The 18,107-nt window shown below is 58.6% G+C and carries 17 protein-coding genes; 3 read left to right on the plus strand and 14 right to left on the minus strand.

Features of this window, described 5'->3' with window-relative positions; all coding sequences use genetic code 11:
• Window positions 1-269: 269 nt before the first annotated feature.
• Window positions 270-863, minus strand: a complete 594-nt coding sequence (locus FDY93_RS13145; RefSeq protein ID WP_138236224.1) for a TetR/AcrR family transcriptional regulator — start codon at window positions 861-863, stop codon at window positions 270-272.
• Window positions 864-1,060: 197 nt separating this feature from the next.
• Here FDY93_RS13145 and FDY93_RS13150 point away from each other — a divergent pair, with 197 nt between their 5' ends.
• Together FDY93_RS13150 and FDY93_RS13155 are read left to right on the plus strand one after the other, a co-directional pair.
• On the plus strand, window positions 1,061-1,459 hold the full coding sequence (locus FDY93_RS13150) for a RidA family protein (protein WP_138236225.1): 399 nt from the start codon (window positions 1,061-1,063) through the stop codon (window positions 1,457-1,459).
• Window positions 1,460-1,554: 95 nt separating this feature from the next.
• On the plus strand, window positions 1,555-1,641 hold the full coding sequence (locus FDY93_RS13155) for a YjbQ family protein (protein ID WP_246068585.1): 87 nt from the start codon (window positions 1,555-1,557) through the stop codon (window positions 1,639-1,641).
• Window positions 1,642-1,752: 111 nt separating this feature from the next.
• On the opposite strand, the gene FDY93_RS13160 is transcribed toward FDY93_RS13155, so the two are convergent.
• The 5 genes from FDY93_RS13160 to FDY93_RS13180 form a co-directional block, all read right to left on the minus strand.
• The gene (locus FDY93_RS13160) at window positions 1,753-2,088 is read right to left on the minus strand and encodes a TusE/DsrC/DsvC family sulfur relay protein (RefSeq protein WP_138236226.1); all 336 of its coding nucleotides are present in this window, start codon (window positions 2,086-2,088) and stop codon (window positions 1,753-1,755) included.
• Between the two features lie 5 nt (window positions 2,089-2,093).
• The gene (gene tusB / locus FDY93_RS13165; protein ID WP_138236227.1) at window positions 2,094-2,372 is read right to left on the minus strand and encodes a sulfurtransferase complex subunit TusB; all 279 of its coding nucleotides are present in this window, start codon (window positions 2,370-2,372) and stop codon (window positions 2,094-2,096) included.
• Between the two features lies 1 nt (window position 2,373).
• Window positions 2,374-2,736, minus strand: coding sequence for a sulfurtransferase complex subunit TusC (gene tusC / locus FDY93_RS13170; RefSeq protein ID WP_138236228.1), 363 nt, complete (start codon window positions 2,734-2,736; stop codon window positions 2,374-2,376).
• Window positions 2,737-2,740: 4 nt separating this feature from the next.
• Complete coding sequence (gene tusD / locus FDY93_RS13175) at window positions 2,741-3,133, minus strand: sulfurtransferase complex subunit TusD (RefSeq protein ID WP_138236229.1); 393 nt, start codon at window positions 3,131-3,133, stop codon at window positions 2,741-2,743.
• A 92-nt stretch (window positions 3,134-3,225) separates the two neighbouring features.
• The gene (locus tag FDY93_RS13180) at window positions 3,226-3,906 is read right to left on the minus strand and encodes a Bax inhibitor-1/YccA family protein (RefSeq protein ID WP_138236230.1); all 681 of its coding nucleotides are present in this window, start codon (window positions 3,904-3,906) and stop codon (window positions 3,226-3,228) included.
• 132 nt (window positions 3,907-4,038) lie between these two features.
• Here FDY93_RS13180 and FDY93_RS13185 point away from each other — a divergent pair, with 132 nt between their 5' ends.
• Window positions 4,039-4,623, plus strand: a complete 585-nt coding sequence (locus FDY93_RS13185; RefSeq protein WP_138236231.1) for a protein tyrosine phosphatase family protein — start codon at window positions 4,039-4,041, stop codon at window positions 4,621-4,623.
• On the opposite strand, the gene FDY93_RS13190 is transcribed toward FDY93_RS13185, so the two are convergent.
• The 8 genes from FDY93_RS13190 to FDY93_RS13225 all read right to left on the minus strand — a co-directional run bounded on the left by FDY93_RS13190 (window position 4,602) and on the right by FDY93_RS13225 (window position 18,096).
• Entirely contained in the window at window positions 4,602-7,172 is a 2,571-nt protein-coding gene (locus tag FDY93_RS13190; protein ID WP_138236232.1) for an endonuclease/exonuclease/phosphatase family protein, read from the minus strand. The genes FDY93_RS13185 and FDY93_RS13190 overlap by 22 nt on opposite strands.
• A gap of 43 nt (window positions 7,173-7,215) precedes the next feature.
• A complete protein-coding gene (locus FDY93_RS13195; protein ID WP_138236233.1) occupies window positions 7,216-8,496 on the minus strand; it encodes a glycosyltransferase in 1,281 nt (426 codons plus the stop codon).
• Entirely contained in the window at window positions 8,493-10,736 is a 2,244-nt protein-coding gene (locus FDY93_RS13200; protein ID WP_138236234.1) for a glucosidase family protein, read from the minus strand. Before FDY93_RS13200 ends, FDY93_RS13195 begins: the two co-directional genes overlap by 4 nt.
• On the minus strand, window positions 10,736-11,455 hold the full coding sequence (locus FDY93_RS13205; RefSeq protein WP_246068576.1) for a TVP38/TMEM64 family protein: 720 nt from the start codon (window positions 11,453-11,455) through the stop codon (window positions 10,736-10,738). The genes FDY93_RS13200 and FDY93_RS13205 overlap by 1 nt, the downstream gene beginning before the upstream one ends.
• A gap of 157 nt (window positions 11,456-11,612) precedes the next feature.
• Window positions 11,613-12,896 carry an MgtC/SapB family protein gene (locus tag FDY93_RS13210; RefSeq protein WP_138236235.1) on the minus strand — a complete coding sequence of 428 codons (1,284 nt, stop codon included), beginning with the start codon at window positions 12,894-12,896 and terminating at the stop codon, window positions 11,613-11,615.
• A gap of 119 nt (window positions 12,897-13,015) precedes the next feature.
• On the minus strand, window positions 13,016-14,416 hold the full coding sequence (locus FDY93_RS13215; protein WP_205828062.1) for an alginate export family protein: 1,401 nt from the start codon (window positions 14,414-14,416) through the stop codon (window positions 13,016-13,018).
• The gene (locus tag FDY93_RS13220; protein ID WP_138236237.1) at window positions 14,416-16,062 is read right to left on the minus strand and encodes an MFS transporter; all 1,647 of its coding nucleotides are present in this window, start codon (window positions 16,060-16,062) and stop codon (window positions 14,416-14,418) included. The genes FDY93_RS13215 and FDY93_RS13220 overlap by 1 nt, the downstream gene beginning before the upstream one ends.
• Before the next feature lie 18 nt (window positions 16,063-16,080).
• A complete protein-coding gene (locus FDY93_RS13225; RefSeq protein ID WP_220446191.1) occupies window positions 16,081-18,096 on the minus strand; it encodes an amidohydrolase in 2,016 nt (671 codons plus the stop codon).
• Window positions 18,097-18,107 lie beyond the last annotated feature (11 nt).

The raw sequence follows: 18,107 nt of genomic DNA on the forward strand, positions 1-18,107 counted from the left end.
ACCCCGCAATAATTGATTTTGATTAACGGCGATAAATAAATATTTCAATTTATCGACATGGCAATGCACTAGGCTGTATGGACATACTACAAGCACTCAAAGCGTTAGGTAGTCAGGCAAGATTATCGTTACTGCATAGCCTTTGAGAGCCGGAAAAGCACTTTCTGAACCGCCCCGGGCGGCGGAAATACTTTTGCATGTCAGGCGTTAACGCTGGGCGCCGAAACCCGGCAATGCCTCGTACGCTCCTTGGGCGGAACAGGGAATTCTTATCTGGCAGGCTGATTTAGCAGCCCCGAAGCCAGTGCCTGGAAGGCCTCTACGGCAAGTGGCAGAACTTCCTCTGGGGTGGGGCTGGCAGCGACCCAAAGTGCAGCATTAAGCGCAGCGCCGTTGAGCAATCGAGCAGCTGCTTCTGCGTCAACTGTTTTCATGATGCCCTGGGAGATCAACTTCTCTACGATCTGTATTGTTGCCTGAAGGCAACTGTTTTGACTGGGCCATTGGGATGGGTCACCGAGCACTGCTGGTCCATCAAGCAAAACGATGCGTTGAATTTCTGGGTCAAGAGCCATTTCAATATAGGCAGTGCCTTCGGCAAGCAGCCCTTGCCAATCGTCCCCGGTTTCTGCGCCGGCCTTTTGCGCATACAGGGCCATTTCTGAATCAATTTGATCGACCACCGCCGCCAGTAAACCGCGCTTATCGCCGAAGTTATGGTAAAGCGCGCCCCGGGTTAACCCCACCGTCGAGGTCAAATCATCCATAGAGGCCGCTGCATACCCCTTTTCGGCAAATGCTTTCCTGGCTGCGGAAATGAGCTTGGCCCGATTTTCTGCCATTTTTTCTGCACGTTTATTCATTCTCACTCCCAATCTTGAACTACATACGGCCCGTATCTGAGTGTTGACATACGAGCCGTATGCGAAATAATCTACATACGCGACGTATGTGAGGTGGCCTCACTGCACCGTATAACAAAACTTGGGCTTGCTTGTGAAGCAAAAAGGCGCTTCTTGGCTGCTACCCCATTTATTGACTGTTGATTCAGAGGTTTAACATGACCCAACGCAAAGCAATTTTCCCTGCAGATAGGCACGCACTGTACGAGGAGCATGGTTACTCAGCAGCGATTCAATCCGGTGACCTTCTGTTTGTATCAGGGCAGGTAGGCAGCCGCTCGGACGGCAGTCCCGAGCCGGAGTTTAAGCGTCAGGTTGAGCTGGCCTTTGAAAACCTTAAGGCCGTATTGGCGGCTGCTGGCTGTACATTAAATGACATCATCGATGTAACAACCTTTCACACAGATCCTGAAAATCAATTTGAGGCAATCATGGAAGTGAAGGGAAGGGTATTCAGTACTCGCCCCTACCCAAACTGGACGGCTGTCGGTGTGAGCTGGCTGGCGGGTTTTGACTTTGAGATTAAGGTTATTGCCAGAATTCCGCCAAAGGATTAAGAGCTAAAAAGTAAACCTCCGCAATCACAAGGCTATTGTTAAGTTCAATGAGATAGTTGAGTGATTCCTGATTTTGGCGGTGGTGTACACAGTTGATGCTCGGTACATGGCAGGGGATTTATCTGTGGGAGCACCGGCACCACCGGGGCGAGCGGCGGGTAATTGTGCATGTGGGTAGCTGAGCTGTCGGAAAAATTCCGTTGTAGGAGCCTGCCTTGCAGGCGAACAGTTCGGAGCAGGGAAGGTTCGCCTGCAGGGCAGGCTCCTACAGAGGGGATGTGATCCGGGAATTTTCAGAGGCAGTTGGTGGGTTTGGGCAGGCCCGCGATCTTGCTGCCGATTTTTGCCGGGCTTGGCGGGAACAACTGCATCAGGAATATGCTGCGGCCTTTCTCCGGGCCCAGGTGCTGGTCGATATATTTGACCAGCGGGCGCATCGCCGGGGACAGCTCGAACTCCCGATAAAAATCCTGCAACAGGCGGATCACATCCCAGTGGTCTTCAGTAAGAACAATGTTTTCCTGCGCAGCCAGCGCTTCCGCCACCTGCGGGCTCCAGTCGCCCAGGTTGCGCAGAAAGCCCTCTTTATCCAGCGGGATCTCGCGGCCTTCGATCACCAGGTTTTCCATAGCTTTTACCGGAACCAGCTGACGATGGGATTGTGTTCGGCGCAGAGCGCCACCCAGCGGGCTTCATCAATGGTTTCGATGCTCTCCGGAACGGTTACGCCACGCGCGATTGCGTCGGCGCCGAGGCAGAAACTGTTGTCGGCCGATGCCGACAGCCGCGGGTCATTGACCGCATAAACGCCGTCTTCGATCAGCACCACAGCGTCGCCGGGGTGGAGCGCATTCAGGCAGTCACTCAGGGCACTGCCGGCATAGGGGGACTGATTAACGATATGCAAGGTCATTTCAAAAACTCAGTACCTGGTCGAACCCGGCAATAAACGCGCCGGGATTCTGCAGCAGTTTCAGTTCTGTGCCGGGGAGGCTCAACTGCGCCGGGTCGATGCCGCGTTCCCGCAGGCTGCGCTCACACAGATGCAGGGTCTCCACGCCGAACATGGGCAGCGCGGCTAGATTCCGGCGCAGGTTTTTCTCGCCGATCTGCTGGGCATCCTGCTCCAGCAGCAGGAACACACCGTCGTTGATCAGCAGTACCGCGGGAACTTGATCCATGGCAGCACACGCGAGGATCGCTTCCAGCCCTTCGCGGGCGAGGGCATTGCCGTAGGGCGCGTGGCGGCAGATGGCGAGTATGGATTTGCGGGGCATAGCATCAGCCTCCAAAGGTCACAACGCGGTCGCTAAGCGCCGCGGCTTCTGCCAGTTGCCCAAGCCCCGCCAGGGTAAATCCGGCGGCGATATTTACGGCGGGCTTTTCCAGGCGTTTGGCTTCGCTCTCACTCAGCACACCGCGGCGTTGTGCGGCGGCGATGCACAGGGTGAGGTCCAGATTGTGCGCTTGTTGCAGTTGCTGCCACTGGGCGAGCAGATCCTGTTCATCCTGCGGTGGCGCGGCCAGGGCGCTGCCGTTGTGGATGCCGTCGCCGTAGAAAAACACCCGGTAGATTTCATGGCCGGACGCGAGCACGGCACGGGCGAAGCGCAGCGCGGTGGCGGCGCCTTCGGAGGCGTGGGGTGCGCCGTAAATAACGAGGGTGAACTGCATGGGCGGTAGTTTCTTTGCCAGAGAATCGTCTTCTGCCGATAAAAAAATGCCCCGCAGAGCGGGGCACTGTTTGATCCTGTAGCGCGTGCCGATTAATCGTCGGAAGCGAATCCGAAGATGTGCAGCAGGCTGGTGAACAGGTTCAGGATGTTCAGGTACAGGGAGGTGGTGGCCATGATGTAGTTGGTTTCACCGCCGTTCACGATACGGCTGGTGTCGTACAGGATGAAACCGGAGAACAGCAGGGCAATCACACCGCTCAGGGCCACGCTCGCCAGCGGCATGTACACACCGAAGAAGCTGGCAATCATCATGCCGAGGGCGCACACCAGTACCGCGATCAGGCCGACAAACAGGAAGCCGCCCATAAAGCTGAAATCCTTGCGGGTGGTCAGCACGTAGGCGGACAGCGCGAAGAAGATCAGCGCGGTGGTGCCCAGCGCCTGCATAACGACCTGGCCACCGCCGGGCAGGCCGACATAGTGGTTCAGCATCGGGCCGAGAGAGGCGCCCAACAGGCCGGTGAACGCGAACACCACACCCACGCCGGCGGCGGAGTTGGCGGTGCGCGGCAGTACGAACCAAACCAGCGCGATGGCGGCGATGGAGCAGATCAGGCTCATGCCACGGCCCATGCCGATGGCCATGGATACACCAGCGGTGACTGCGCTGAAAAGAACAGTCATCGCCAGCAATGCGTAGGTATTACGCAATACCTTGGCGGCTTCCGAGCGTTCCAGCGCTCCGGACTGTGAATAAACTTGCGGCTGCATTAGCGTCTCCTGCTAGTGAACATAAAATCTTCCGGGATCATATAACCAGTGCATTGGACCTTCAAGTAGGCACCGGGTTCGACCTTCTTTAAAAACTTGGGGCAAAATAGCGCGTAAAACCGAGGATTGGAAATGAATTTGTCAAAATATCTGTGGGCACTGTTTTTCTGTGCTTTCACTCTGCTTACAACCCCTGCTGTGGCCACTGAGTCAGAGGCACAGGAGGCGCAAACATCAATAAAACAGGTGCCTTCTGCGGATGAGATGGGGGCGATTGTGGCGAATTACAATCGCCTGCGCCCACAACTGGCCACTGGAGGCAGTATAGATCTTGCGGAGGTGAATTCCCTGAAACAGAAGGGCTTCCGCACCATCATTGACTTGCGGACACCGAAGGAGGGCACCGCGGAGGAAAAGGCGGCGGTTGAGGCGGCCGGAATGCGCTATGTAAACCTTCCTGTTGCCGCCGGTGTGCCCTCCGACGCGTTGATTGCGGAACTCGGAAAAGTGCTTGAGGATGCTTCTGCTGCACCGGTACTCCTGCACTGTGCGTCCGGCAACCGGGTGGGGGCGGTATGGGCGATCTATCGCACAAGAAGGGGCGTACCGTTGGAGACTGCGCTAGAGGAAGGGCGCTCCGCCGGCATGCGCGATGCCAGGGAAGCCCAGGTGCGCGAGTTGCTGGAGGCGGGGGATCAGTCGCCCTGTTGCTCTTGACCGACATGGCCGGCCACTGGGACCGTCACCCTGAGATCGACGATCAGGGGCAGGTGGTCTGACGCCTGTCGGGTGAGTTCGCTGCGGGGTACGTGGATGTCATTGACCTCGAGCTCCGGATCTACAAACACATAATCGATGCGCGCCTTGGGCAGCCGGCTGAAAAAGGTGCCCTTGGGCTTGTGGCCTTTCAGTTTCAACTGCGTATCGTCAAGCCATTCGGAAACCCGTCTGATCTCCTGGGAGCCGGGCAGGGCGTTGAAGTCCCCCAGGAGTATGCGCGGCCGCTGGCAGTGGTCGCTGCCCATCCATTCCTTTCCTGTCAGGGCGTCAATCTGCCGCAGGCGCTCTGCTTTGCTGAGCCCGAGGTGGGTATTGAATACCTGTATCTTTACGCCATGAAAATCCATTTCAATCCATAGCGCGCCCCGCGGTTCGGCAAAACCGGGTAGGCGCGATTTCGTCGGCGGACCCGGGAGTATGCCTTTCTTGACCAAGCGCACCGGAAAGCGCGACATGATGGCGTCTCCGTAGCGCTCATCCTCCAGGTGCATGGCGGGCTGAAAGTGGAAATCCATGGCCAGCAGCTGCGAGATCTGGTGCGCCTGGTCGATACCGCCGGTGCGCTGGCGTCGAACATCCACCTCCTGCAGCGCAACGACATCCGGCGAATAGCGTGCGATGACCCGCGCGATGCGCTCCGGCGAGAGCTTGCCATCGGTGCCCTCGCAGATGTGCACGTTATACGTCATTACCCGCAGGATTTTTGTCGTCGTGGGGTGTTTTGTTGTTTCGCCCTCACGGGAGGCAGGCGCCGATACCGTAGACGAGAGTGTTTCGGCATTGCCCGATGAGACCACCGTAACCGCCGGTGGCGATTTCAGTTTCCGCGCGGGCTGCGCGCGCAAGAACCTGAGCGCCGCATCGCGGATATCCTTTGGTCGCCAGTGTTCTTTGCCGTCACTGGGGAAGTGGATGTCGCCGGGCATCAATGCGAAGGCGTGGGTCTCATTGGGGCCAGCGCCACCGTGGCTGCCACTTTCGATTGCAAAACTGATGCTCTCGTGGCCGGCGCACCAGCCACTGATGACAAAATCGCCGGCGTCCGGATGACGGCAAAGGTTCGCCAGATCCTCTACGGCTTCATCGACAAACGGGTGTTCGTCGCCGAACACGAGATGTCCGTCTTCTGGCAGAGAGAAGGCACCTTGGCGCCACCAGCCGCGCACTTTGGTTATCGCGTTGCCGTCGGGGCCCATCTCCGTGGCGTTGGGGTCTTCATAGAGCACCATGGGGGCTTTGGTTTTTTCGACGATCAGCCTGGCGATCTCGGCGTGAGGAGTATCTCTGCAACGGATGTTGTACAACAGCGCCAGCGGACCCATGGCCGAGAGCGCCATGGGGCTCTCTCCTGTGCGTTGACTTTGTTGTGTGCCGACGGGGAAGAGCTTCTGTACCCACTGGCCGCCAAACAGGCGTATGCGCTGTAGCTGTATGCCGTGATTACCATTGGCGAGATAGCCCTTGGGGCTTTGCGGCAGATTGGAGAGTGCTTCGCTCACCGCATCGGCAAGGCTGCGCCCGTGCAGGGTCTCATAGGGAATACTGTCTTCCTGGCCGTGATCTGAGTAGATCCACACATCGTAGTGACGGCGCGAGGAGCGGTGTGCTGCGCGCCAGATACGCGCGATGGCGTCATCGATACCCTTCAGTGTCCAGTGGGCGAATTTGGAACTGGGGCCGCGGCGGTGGGCCTGCTCGTCGTACCCCAGAAAGTTGATATAGATTACCGGCAGGCCGCGGGCGATGTCGATCTTTACGCCCACGGTGGAGAGTTCGCGCAGCAGTATGGTGATACCGATGCGTGTTGGGATAAACATCAGCTCGCGGATAAAGTCCTGGCCGTCGGTGAGACCGCGGAAAAAGTCCACCACGGATAACATCAACTCAAGCAGCACCAGCGCGCCGGTGCGGATCAGACTCCAGATGTTCGCCAGCAGCAGCACCAGCAGCGCTAGTGGCCCCGCCTGTTTTAAGCTCGGACCCCATCCCTGGGAGGCAGGGCAGAAGTGCGCCTCATCGTTATCGGCACCGGCGCGAAATACACTGACGTAACAGCTGCCGCGCTTCAGCAGCGGTTCGTGGCCTGTGCTTTTGAGCTGCTGCTCCACCTTCGTGGCTGCGTTGGATTCGTACATCCGCAGCATTTCCTGCGAATCGGTGGACATAAAGCCGAAGGCCGGCACAGCCGCTTTCACGCCGTAGAAAATCTCCGCCTGTACGGCAGGCGTGGTTGCCGGAACGCCGGAATACATATGGTCCAGATGGTAGTGCTCGCGCTCAATCAGTCGTTTCAGGAAAGGCATTTTGCCGTCGGCGAGCGCGCGGTCGAGCTGTGGGCGGCCGAGGCCGTCGATCTGGATCAAAACCAGTGCGGGCGCGTCGGGATCGCGCTCGTTGATCTGTAATTTGAGCATCCGCGCCAGCCACTCACTGCGGCTGATCTTGCGACGCCAACGGCGCAGAGTACTCTCAAGGCGGGTAATCATGGTGCTGCGTCCACCTGTCCTTCAGCTGTCATTCTTCCGCGACTCATTTTTTCAATGCATGATCCGGGTCGAGCGCGGCGGTGGCCGCACCGGTGACGCCTTCGAGAATTTCCCACTGTGCGCCGATGGTATTGCGCAGACGCATCCACTGGGCGTAAAGGGAGTCGTCCAGTGGCCAGTGTTGGTGAACAAGAGACTGGTAGTGCCGAAGTGCGGAGGCTGCGCAGTTTTCCATGGAGAAGCGCTCCGCGGTCTGCAATGCGGCTTGGCACAGGCGCTGGTATTCCTCCGGTGCGAGATCGTGTACCCACTGCAGGGCCGCGATCATTTCGCGGGTGCTGTGCTTCAGTACCAGGCGGCCATTGATCCGATCCTCCACCACTTCCCGGCAGCCGCTTGCGTCCAGTGCCACTACGGGTACGCCCGCGGCCATGGCTTCAGTCAGCACCATTCCCTGGGTTTCACTGGTGGAGGAAAATCCGAAAACATTCATCGCGCTGTAGGCATCGCGCTGGGCGTCGCCCTGGAGTGTACCGGTGAGGTGCAGGCGTGAAGAGAGGCTCTGTGTATCGAAGAGGCTCCGTATCCGTTGCTGCATTGGGCCTGCACCGACCACCAGGAAATGTATGTCGTCGTTGCGGTGCATCAGTTCGATCACGACGTCGGTTAAAAAATCCAGATTTTTCTCTTCCGCAAGCCGCCCGAGATGGCCAATAACGAAAGCAGACTGTGGGATGTTGTACTGCTGGCGGGCGCTGGCGCCGTCGCCATGGCGATAGTTTTCTAACTGTACACCGGTAGGCACTACGGCGATGGGGCGCTTTACACCGCGTTCGCGCAACAGGTCGGCGACGCTCTCGCTCGGGGCAAATACCATACTTGCCAGGTTGCCATAGCGGGTCGCGAGTTCGATCACAAAGCGCTTGAGTGTCTCTGAATCCGCCGGTACGTAATGGGTGTAGCGTTCGTACAGGGTGTGGTGAGTGAAAATCAGCGGCAATTCCCGGCTGCGGGCAATGCGCAGGGCGGTCATGCCGAGCAGGAACGGGTGGTGTGAATGGACCAGGTCCGGCTCAAAAAAATCGAGCCTCTCCGTCAGCTCGCCGGATAAGGGCAGGGCCACGGAAAAGTCACTGCCGTTGAAATTCTGGATGGCGGGAATACGCACAACATCTTTTTCGTTGTCGATTTTCTCCGCAAACTCCGGAGCCACCACGAGAACCTGATGTCCCTGCCGACGGTATTCCCGGCTAAAGGCATCCACTGATCGCGCCACGCCACCCACATGGGGCAGGTAGGTGTTGGTGAGCATGACGATGTTCACTTGGGTTGCAACTCCATCATTTCCACACCGGCTTCGGCAATTTCCGCGTTATAACCGAAGGCGCGGACTTCAATGGTGGGCGCGTCCCTGTGCCATTTTCCCGACCAGGAAATTCTGGGTCTTACTCCTGGAGTGATTTCCAGGGAGATAGTTCCGAAATGTGTGGGCGCGGGGCCAAAGCGGATCGGCTTTGGCGCGCTCGCATCGCGCAGCCATTCCGGTGGCAGGCCGGAGGCGAGGATCAGGCTTTCGCCCTCTTCGCGCACAAAACAGTTGCGTTGCATGGTGACCCATTCGGCCGCAGCCCAGGCATGCTGGCCGTCGCCCATGCAACCGCCGAAAGAGTGCGGATGAATGGCCTCCGGCCATTGACCGGTGGGGGAGGCGAGATTGGCGACATTGCGCATCAGCTCAATGCAACGTGGGTCACCTGCGCGCAACAGCACTTGCGCTACGTGAATGGTGAGGTAGGCATTGATTCCCGAGTGGATCATGTCCTGGAAAAAACCACCGGACACAAAACATTTTTCCATCAGGAATTCCACCAGGTCCAACAGGCGCGGGTCGTCTTCTGGGTACAGCTTCAACGGGTAGCCGGCGGCAATGGAACCTATAGCGCCGGCATCCAACCGGCGTTTGGGCGAGGCCGGCATGGCAGGGCGCTTGAGGCGCTCTGCGCATTTCTGCAGTGCGTCGTCAATGGTGAGCATGAAGTCATCGGCCTGTCTCTGGAACGTATCCGCATCCTGTTGGTGTCCCTCGCGCTGGCAAATGGCTACTGCGGCGAGCTGCCCGCCAATACCCCAGAAATCGTCCCAGAAATAACAGTCGTTGGGGCCGAGGTGTTCAGCGCTGAATCCCGCGGGCAACAGACCGCCGGTGAGGCTACCGTCTTTTGGCATGCGCTTGTTGTCAATCCACTGTGCACCGCGCAGCACCGGGTCCAGCCACTCAGACTTGAGCTTGCTGTCGGTAATGCGACAGTACTGGTCGATGATCCACAGCGCTTCGCCGTTTGAGTCCCATTCGCCATCCTGGGAATGGAAATAGCCATCGCGCTTCTGGCGCGAGGGAAAACGCTCCAGGGCGCGTTCGGCACGCTCCAGCAGACCGGCGTGCAGCAGCGATTGAATCATGAACGCGGCGTCGCGGAACCAGAATCGCTTGTAGGTGTAGGGCCCTGGGTAGACATCGTAGGGCGAATGGAGAATCAGCGTGCGCACCGCCGCGTCGTAGAGAAACTGCATTTGCGGGTCGGGAATGGTCATGGCGCAGTGATGCGCGAGATTCTGCTTCCAGCCAGCGGGCGCATTGCCGCTGTTGAGCTTGCAGTGCTGTGGGATTTTTACCACGGTGTCGAACAATTCTCCCGGCTCAAGCCGGAACAGTGCAGCCGCGGTGGCCATGCCCACGTCGCACTCTGCGTGCGTCTCGTTGCCTTCCTCGCGCAGGTATAACGCGATGTCGCCTGTGCGATAGTCAGACGCGTGGTGGCGATCCACCGGGCGATCGAAGAAAATCCGGTCTTTACTGTCGATCAACCAGTGGCTGCGATTTTGATCGAGAGCCACTTTATTGATGAAGGCCACGCCCTCTGGATTGCACGGCCGCAGTGCGACGACCAGCCAGCCTCCGGCTCTGTGCTGCGCCTGCAACCGCAGCAGGCAATTGTTGTTGCGCTCATCCACCTCCGCCCACACACGGCTGACAAGCGTGGCGTGATCCGATTGCGTTTCTGTGACTACCGCCACACCGCCTTGCAGGTCCAGGTGCTGTGTGACCTGATTGTGCTGGGAGGGGAAGAGATCCTGACCGTCGTCGCCGATGACCCAGCTGTCAATGGACCAACCGTCGTAGTGGGGGGTGAGCAGCCCACGGGGATCGACGATAGGCATTTCCTCACTGCCGGGCACGCCCACTGCGGTCCAGTTGCGATGGCTCAGATTGCAGTGGGTAATGGAAAAGGCGCGCGGGATGAACGAGACATCCGCCGGATCGAACTGGCGCTCGATCCAGTAGGGCCACACCCAGTCCAGGTTGTGCTGAATGACCTTGCTGTTCATCAGCGCGCGGGCGTGGAAGATCACACCCGCGCGCAACAGCTCAATTGGTTCACTGACTTCCGAGGGCTCGGCAAAACGCTGCAGTCGGGCCATGACCGCGAGGGGGTCCAGGAAGCCATGGGCAGTGGCGAACTTGCGCACGAAGAATCGCCAGGGAAGCCATTTCATCCAGGGCATCAAAGGTCTCCTTCGCCGATTTTTTGCTTCAGTGCCCGGCGTGCCATCCGCGTCAGGCCGATGATGGCGATAATCGCCAGCAGGAATCCGAGACCGTAGAGAGTCCACTCAATCGGGGTGCGCGCCGCACGTCCGGTACCAATACTGGCGAGGTCCGAGGCAATTGAGCCAATGTATACGTTGTTTACAGTGATGGGGATGACCCCGAACAAGTTGCCGATGAGAAAGTCCCGAAACCTCAAAGGCGTAAGACCGAAGAAGTAGTTCGAAAGCTTGAACGGAAAGAATGGCACCATGCGCGTGTACATCACCATACGCCAGCCTTCGTCCCGCAGGATTTCGCCGAGATTGGGCGGGTGTATCTTCGACAGAAGCCACTGGGAGGCCCGTTCGCCGAAGACATAGCGGGCGATCAGAAACGCGATCGCGGCTCCCAGAACTGTGCCCAGTACAACATAAATTGTGCCCTTCAGCACACCGAATACGAAACCTGCTCCCATGGTGAAAATGACGCCCGGTAGCAGGAAAACAATGGCGATGGCCACGATCAGCATAAACCAGACACCCGCCTGCCACCCGAGCGTGTCGAGCCACTGCAGCAGTTTGAGAATTTCGTCATCCAGGTTGAAATAGTGGAGTATTCCCAACGCCGCACCAACGGCGGCTGTACAGATGACAATCAACCAGATCGGTGAAAACTTCACGCCAAATTGTTCCACTGGCCCCGGAGTTTCTGGTGGCCGTATTTAAAGAATCGAACTGGGTTCGAATATTGTGTACTCCTTAAGACTAGCCAAACCCGTGACGGGCGTGTCCACCTGTTTCGAAGAATATAACTGTTTGGTATTTTCAAGTGTCTGACTATCAGGAGTACACCTAAGGCCACAGCCAGAGCGCAGCCAGCCCTGCGGCAAAGGGGATGGCAAACAGTGCAAACACACGGCGCAATAGTGTCCAGCCGCCGAGAAACCCGGCCGCGCAGAGCTTGAAGACGAGGTTGGCAAGGCTTGCGATAACCATCGCGCGCCAGGCGATATCTGCGTCCATGGCACCGGAAGCCGTGAGGTTGGCCGTGGACAGCGTAATGGCGTCTACGTCGGTAAAGCCGGACAGTAGGGCGACAACATAAATGCCGCGATTGCCGAAGTACTCTTTACCGGCGGCAATTGCCAACAACACCACCGCGTAAAGCGCGCCGAAGATCAGCGCCGGTTTTAGTTCCGCCGGATTACCCGGCTCCGGCATGGCGTTCTCGCGGTGCTGGACGCGCAGGTAGGCGGCGCCACAAACTGTCAGGCTTACCACAAACAGCATGCCCAGTGGCGGGATCAGAGCGCTAAGCATGCGTGGCGCCACCGCAATTATCTCCACAAACATACGAATAAACATGCTGGTGGAGGCGAGCAGTATGACCAGTGCCGCCAAGCCCGTGGCTTTCTCCTGGCTGCGCGCCATACGGGCATAGGTGACCGTGGTCGCGGTAGACGATATGAGGCCGCCAATCAGGCCGCTGAGCATAGTGCCGACCCTGGGGCCGGCGATCTTGTATACCGCGTAACCGCCGAGACCGATACCGACGATCAGTACGACCAAAAGCCAGATCTGAAACGGATTGAGTACGTCGTAGGGACCGAAGGTGCGGTTGGGGAGCACTGGCAGGATGATCAGTGAAAGTACGGCAAACTGCATGATGGACCGCAAGTCTTTGTCCGACAGCTTTTCCGCAAAGGCGTGCATTCCGGGTTTGAAATGCAACAGCACGGCGATCGTTGCGCCTAAGACTACAGCGACGGTTTTGTCGCCAAGCACCAGGAATGCTCCGAGCAAATACACCAGCAGTGCACTGACTTCCGTAGTGATACCGGTGTACTCGTCCCTACCGCGCAATCGCTCCAGATTTCCCAGCAGTATGAGCACCGTCATGATGAGCAACCCGGTGAGCATCATCCAGCCCATACCCGGATTGCGGCCCAAATGGGCGGATAGAGCGCCAAACAGGGCAATCAGCGGGAAAGTGCGGATACCCCCTAGGCGGTCCGTCGTGCGCTCGCGTTGCAAGCCAATAATCAGGCCCAGGCCCAATGCGATGGCGAACGAGAGAATACTTTCGGTGTCCACCAGGATTGGCGGCGGCGCTGTGGTTTCGGGGGCTCTATTCATCGTGTTGATGAGTATTGGCGAAGCGTTCCCGGTTTACCGGAAGAATGTGTGCCGGTGGCGGCATTAAGCATTAATTGATGGCGTTTTAAGAGGGGCGCGAGAGATTTTTCCGAGGTTGGTCAAAATCTATACTGCAAGGTCAGTTCGGTAAAACTCAGATCGTCTGCAGGGCCAGTGTCCCGGAAAAACGCTTCCGGATTGCCAAACGTATAAATCGCGGTGAACACCAGTCCGCGGAAGAAGGTATATTCGGCGGTCAATGAGAGGGCGGTGGTAGCGAAGTGACTGTCGCTGCCCATTGGCGCGCGGATAATCTGTCCACTCGGACTGTATAGACCATCCTCCGTCTGCAGGCGCCAGAAAAAATTCAGGTCGGCAGTCAGTGACCAGTCAGCAGTGGGCAATATGTTGACGAAGGTATGGAAATTGTAAAAATTGCGCGGGCCTAGAACGGCGGCTTCAGAGAAGTAGTTGCCGCGGGGAAACAGTGGATTGAAAGTACCCAGGGTCCCATCGTCCGGATTTTTGTCGCCACTGGCGATATTTACGCTGAAGCGCAGCTGTGGTTTCCATGGGTGCTGCTGCCAGCGGTAGGCGGTCTCCGTCGCCAGCGTCCACGCGTGGATGTCATCGCGGGCGAAATGGCCAAACTGATACAGTGTTTCCCAATTCCAGCTCCAATCGTTCTGTTCGCCCCAGTATCGAAGTCCGATCGAATGTCTGTGCTCCCGGCCGGAGCCTTGGACATAGAGCGCATTTTTGTCTTCATAGCCCAGGTAGTACAGGTCGAGATTTCCCGCGGTGTCGAGCGGCCGCGCTTTGGTTGCGTAGGCGCCCCACAGCGCGTATCGGTCGCTGGTCTCGTCATCAAATACGCCGGGTTCATCGGTGCGGGGGCGGGTAGCGAGCAGATCCAAGCGAAACTGATCGCAGAGATAAAACCCGCGGACGCCGTCGAATGTACGTCTGACGTTGGGGCCCTCCCGCACATCCACCAGTCGGCCGGAGCCGAGCACAATTTCCTGGCGGCCAGGGCGGAGGGTCAGTACGCGCGCGTCAGCGCTGGCAAAGCCAATGTCCAGAAAGAGGTTTTGCCAGGCAAGTTCGTTTTCGTCGACGGGACTTGGGCCTTCGGCTCGACCCGTTTCAAGCGCACTGTTTAATTGTGCAAACAGGCGAAACCGCGGACTCCAATGCACGTCGGCCAGAATCGAATAGCGTTGAAACCAGACGCCATGGGCATCCTGCGGGCTTTGACCAAACGTCGGATTGTTCGTGTACTCATACCGCTGCCGGATTTCTCCGCCGAGGGTTACGTAGCTCGGGCCGGACTTTCCGAAGGGAATGTACTTTACGCGCTCGGGCCAACCCGTTGCGGCCGGCTGGTTGCGCATGTCTGAATAATCTTCGTCAAACCGCAGCTTTGCTAATGGCGGCAGTGTGCCGTCGGCATCAGCCAGTACGCCTTGGGTCAGCAGAGCGCCGGTAATAGCTACCACATACAAGGTTTGTGATGTCATCAACGCAGGGAATGGTCGTCGACCACTGCCTGGTCTGAGGCCGGACGCAGGGGATCGGGCGCGAGATAGTGGGTAACACGCGGGGCGCTGCCGTTTGCCTGGAAGCGCAGGACGCGCTGTTGGATCTCGCTGTCCAGGACCGATGTGCGGCGGTGGTGGCGTAAATGCGCCACCCAGGAATCCTCGATAAAGTATTCGAGCATTCGGCCCGGATCGGCCACGTCCTCAAAAAGCCCCCAGGCGTAGGCTCCGTGTCGTTGGCGCGAGGCCTTCAGCTCACAGATCGCGGCCACGAATTCCTGGATGTTATCGGGATCAATACGATATTCGACGGTTACCATCACCGGCCCGCGATCCAGCGACACGTCACTGGCGACCACCGGTTGTGGCCAGTAGCTGCTCGGCGAGTGATTCAGCTCGTCTCCCTGCAACAGTCTGAAGCGCCAGCTGAGAAGTGCGGCAATTAGCGCCCCTGCTGCCGCCACCAGCTGGGTAAAGGGAATGCCAATGCTCGTTGCCACCTGCCCCCAGAGGATGCTGCCGAGTGTCATTGAACCGAAAAATATCGTGATGAAGATCGACAGCCCCCTGGCGCGCACCCAGTCGGGCAGCGCCAGCTGTGCGGAGATATTCAGGCGCGAGAGCACCGTAATCCAGCAGGCGCCGGCGAGCAGACTGGCGAAGATCGCGGCATCGGCTCGCTTGACCAGCGCGAGAACGATCAGAACCAGTGCCGTGCCCAGTGTGCCCAGTGCGACCAGTTGATCCGGGCCGAATTTTCTCGCCAGCCTGGGAAGAAAGAGCGCGCCCACCACGGCACCCACGCCCACAGCCGCGAGAATAATGCCATACAGTTGCGGGCCACCATTCAACTCCTGGCGTGCGACCAGTGGCAACAGCGCCCAGAAAGCGCTGACAAACAGAAAAAATGCCACAGCGCGTATCAGTGTCGCGCGCATTGCGAGACTCGCCCGCACATAGCGCAATCCGGCGCGCATGGCGCTGAAGAACCGCTCGGCGGGCAGGTCGCTTGGGGGAGAGGGTGGCGGGTGCCACCATACCAGCGCGGCGATCACCACCAAAAAACTCACCGCGTTTATCAGATAGGGCCAGGCAATGCCGATCGCGGCAATGATGGCTCCGGCCAGCGCGGGTCCAATGGCCCGGCTGATATTTATGCCGACGCCGTTCAAGGCGATGGCGGACTGCAGATCGGCCCGTGGCACCAGCTGCGGGACAATCGCCTGCCAGGCCGGTGCGACAAACGCTGCGCCGGTACCGGATAGAAATGTGAACAGGAGCAAGGTCCAGGGCGTGACCCTGTCTGTGAACACCAGGCCAGCCAGTGCCAGGGTATTAAAAAACAACAGCACCATGACGGTGATCAATAGCTTGCGGCGCCCGGCAAGATCGGCAAGGGCGCCGGCGGCGAGGGCGAACAGGAATACCGGCGCGCTGGTGGCGGCCTGGACCAGCGCCACCATCAGTGGAGATGGTGATAGCGACGTCATCAGCCAGCCGGAAGCAACATCGTGCATCCAGGTACCGATATTGGAGATGACGGTCGCCATCCACAGCACCGCAAATGCACTGTGGCGAAACGGCGCCCACGCCGAGGTGTTTTCTACGTGCTGGTCGACCGACACCCTTTATCCTTCCGCGTCTCAGATGGCGAAACAGGAACAGCCCAGGACGCCCCAGAAATCCCTTGGATCACGTGCGGGAATAGGGGAATTCCAGGCGATCTGGTGACGGTGGCCGTGAAGCGCACAGGCGTTCGCGCATCCTTCGTGGCAGGCGCGCGCAACGGGCCCGGGTTGCTGTCCGTGCGCCACAGCACTGGCTTGGCGCATGGCCGGCGATGGCTCGCGGTTGACCGGGCTCCAGTCCGGGCTGGCCGGGGGCAGGGGAGGGTCCAGTTTGCCGAACGGGCCTGCGGCATAAACGATTTTTCCGTCCACGACCGTCAGTTGCGAAACAAGCTGCCGGATCGCCGCATCCGACACATGGAAGTAGTCCTGAGACAGCACCGCGAGATCGGCATACTGGCCGGGTGCCAGGCTGCCTTTGACATCGTCTTCGCCGGAAAACCACGCCGAGCCCTGGGTCCACAGGCGCAGGGCAGTGGCCCTGTCGAGAATGTTCTCGCGGTCATACAGCGATAGTCCGCCCACCGTTTTCCCGGTGGTGAGCCAGTACAGCGCGGTCCAGGGATCGTAAGAGGCGACGCGGGTGGCATCTGTGCCGGCGCCGACCGGTAGATCCATAGCGAGCATCTTGGCGATGGGCGGCGTCGTCTTGGCGGCATCGGCGCCGTAGCGATCGACAAAGTACTCGCCCTGGAACGCCATTCGATGCTGGGTGGCTATGCCGCCCCCAAGCGCTTTGATACGTTCGATATTACGCTCGCTGATGGTCTCGGCATGGTCAATGATGAATCGGGTTTTGAACGGCGTTTTTCCGTTGACCCGTTCAAACACGGTAAGAAATCGGTCGATAGATTCATCGTAGGTGGCATGTATCCGGAAGGGCCATGCTTTCTCCGCCAGGAGTTCGACAATCGGTTCCAGTTCCTTCTCCATGGTCGGAGCGAGGTCGGGGCGGGGTTCAAGGAAGTTTTCAAAGTCGGCGGCCGACCAGGTCAGATTTTCGCCACCGCCATTCATCCGCAGCATGTCGTCGCCGGCACCGGGCTCCGTCATTGCAACCCAGCGCTCGTAGTCACTGAGTTCCGAACCGGCTTTCTGGGCAAACAGGTTGTAGGCTATCCGTACGGTGAGCTGCTCGTCGTCGTGTAATTTCTGCACCACCGCATAATCGTCTGGGTAGTTCTGGCCGCCGCCACCGGCGTCGATGACGGATGTGATACCCAGACGGTTCATCTCGCGCATAAAGTGTCGTGTGGAATTGATCTGCTCCTGTAGCGGCAGTTTTGGACCCTTCGCCAGTGTGGAGTAGAGAATCATCGCCGAGGGTTTGGCAATCAGCATGCCAGTGGGTTCACCTTTGGCATTTTTCTCTATCACCCCGCCCGGCGGGTTGGGGGTATTGCGGTCAATTCCCGCTGCTTTTAGGGCGGCGCGGTTCAACAGCGCGTGTGAATACAGATGGAGAACAAAAACAGGGGTATCTGGGGCGGCCTTGTTAATTTCATCGAGCGTCGGCATTCGGCGTTCAGAGAACTGAAACTCGGACCAGCCTCCGACAACGCGTACCCACTGGGGCGCAGGCGTGCGGTCTGCCTGCTCCTTCAACATCCGCAGAGCGTCCGCCAGGGATGGAACATTCTCCCAGCGCAGCTCCATGTTGTAATTGAGTCCACCCCGAATCAGGTGGGTATGGCTGTCGTTCAAGCCCGGAATAACGCGCTTGCCATCGAGATCCACTAGCTGTGTTTTGCTGTCCGCCAGGCGCATGATTTCTTTGTCAGTGCCTGTATCCAGTACCAGCCCGTTGCGGATGGCAATTGCGGTAACTTCCGGCTTTTTCGGGTCCAGCGTGGTGATTTTACCGTTATACAGAACCAGGTCTGCCATTGCGGTTTCTCCTCCGGGAGCCCCGCCCGCCGCCAGGGGACCGAACAGTGCGAGCATGCCAAGCGCCGCCGCATTCTTTACCGCTTTTCTGCGGGTGATCGCATTCTCAGGGGGCGCAGCAATCTGGGGGGAAGGTTTATTCATGGGTGACTTCG

This window comes from Microbulbifer harenosus, assembly GCF_005771435.1.
In the GTDB taxonomy this organism is placed as follows: domain Bacteria; phylum Pseudomonadota; class Gammaproteobacteria; order Pseudomonadales; family Cellvibrionaceae; genus Microbulbifer; species Microbulbifer harenosus.

Coding starts and splice junctions, on each gene's coding strand:
- FDY93_RS13145 (WP_138236224.1), bottom strand. CDS start 863: ATGAATAAACGTGCAGAAAAAATGGCAGAAAATCGGGCCAAGCTCATT.
- FDY93_RS13150 (WP_138236225.1), top strand. CDS start 1,061: ATGACCCAACGCAAAGCAATTTTCCCTGCAGATAGGCACGCACTGTAC.
- FDY93_RS13155 (WP_246068585.1), top strand. CDS start 1,555: ATGCTCGGTACATGGCAGGGGATTTATCTGTGGGAGCACCGGCACCAC.
- FDY93_RS13160 (WP_138236226.1), bottom strand. CDS start 2,088: ATGGAAAACCTGGTGATCGAAGGCCGCGAGATCCCGCTGGATAAAGAG.
- tusB (WP_138236227.1), bottom strand. CDS start 2,372: ATGACCTTGCATATCGTTAATCAGTCCCCCTATGCCGGCAGTGCCCTG.
- tusC (WP_138236228.1), bottom strand. CDS start 2,736: ATGCCCCGCAAATCCATACTCGCCATCTGCCGCCACGCGCCCTACGGC.
- tusD (WP_138236229.1), bottom strand. CDS start 3,133: ATGCAGTTCACCCTCGTTATTTACGGCGCACCCCACGCCTCCGAAGGC.
- FDY93_RS13180 (WP_138236230.1), bottom strand. CDS start 3,906: ATGCAGCCGCAAGTTTATTCACAGTCCGGAGCGCTGGAACGCTCGGAA.
- FDY93_RS13185 (WP_138236231.1), top strand. CDS start 4,039: ATGAATTTGTCAAAATATCTGTGGGCACTGTTTTTCTGTGCTTTCACT.
- FDY93_RS13190 (WP_138236232.1), bottom strand. CDS start 7,172: ATGATTACCCGCCTTGAGAGTACTCTGCGCCGTTGGCGTCGCAAGATC.
- FDY93_RS13200 (WP_138236234.1), bottom strand. CDS start 10,736: ATGCCCTGGATGAAATGGCTTCCCTGGCGATTCTTCGTGCGCAAGTTC.
- FDY93_RS13210 (WP_138236235.1), bottom strand. CDS start 12,896: ATGAATAGAGCCCCCGAAACCACAGCGCCGCCGCCAATCCTGGTGGAC.
- FDY93_RS13215 (WP_205828062.1), bottom strand. CDS start 14,416: ATGACATCACAAACCTTGTATGTGGTAGCTATTACCGGCGCTCTGCTG.
- FDY93_RS13225 (WP_220446191.1), bottom strand. CDS start 18,096: ATGAATAAACCTTCCCCCCAGATTGCTGCGCCCCCTGAGAATGCGATC.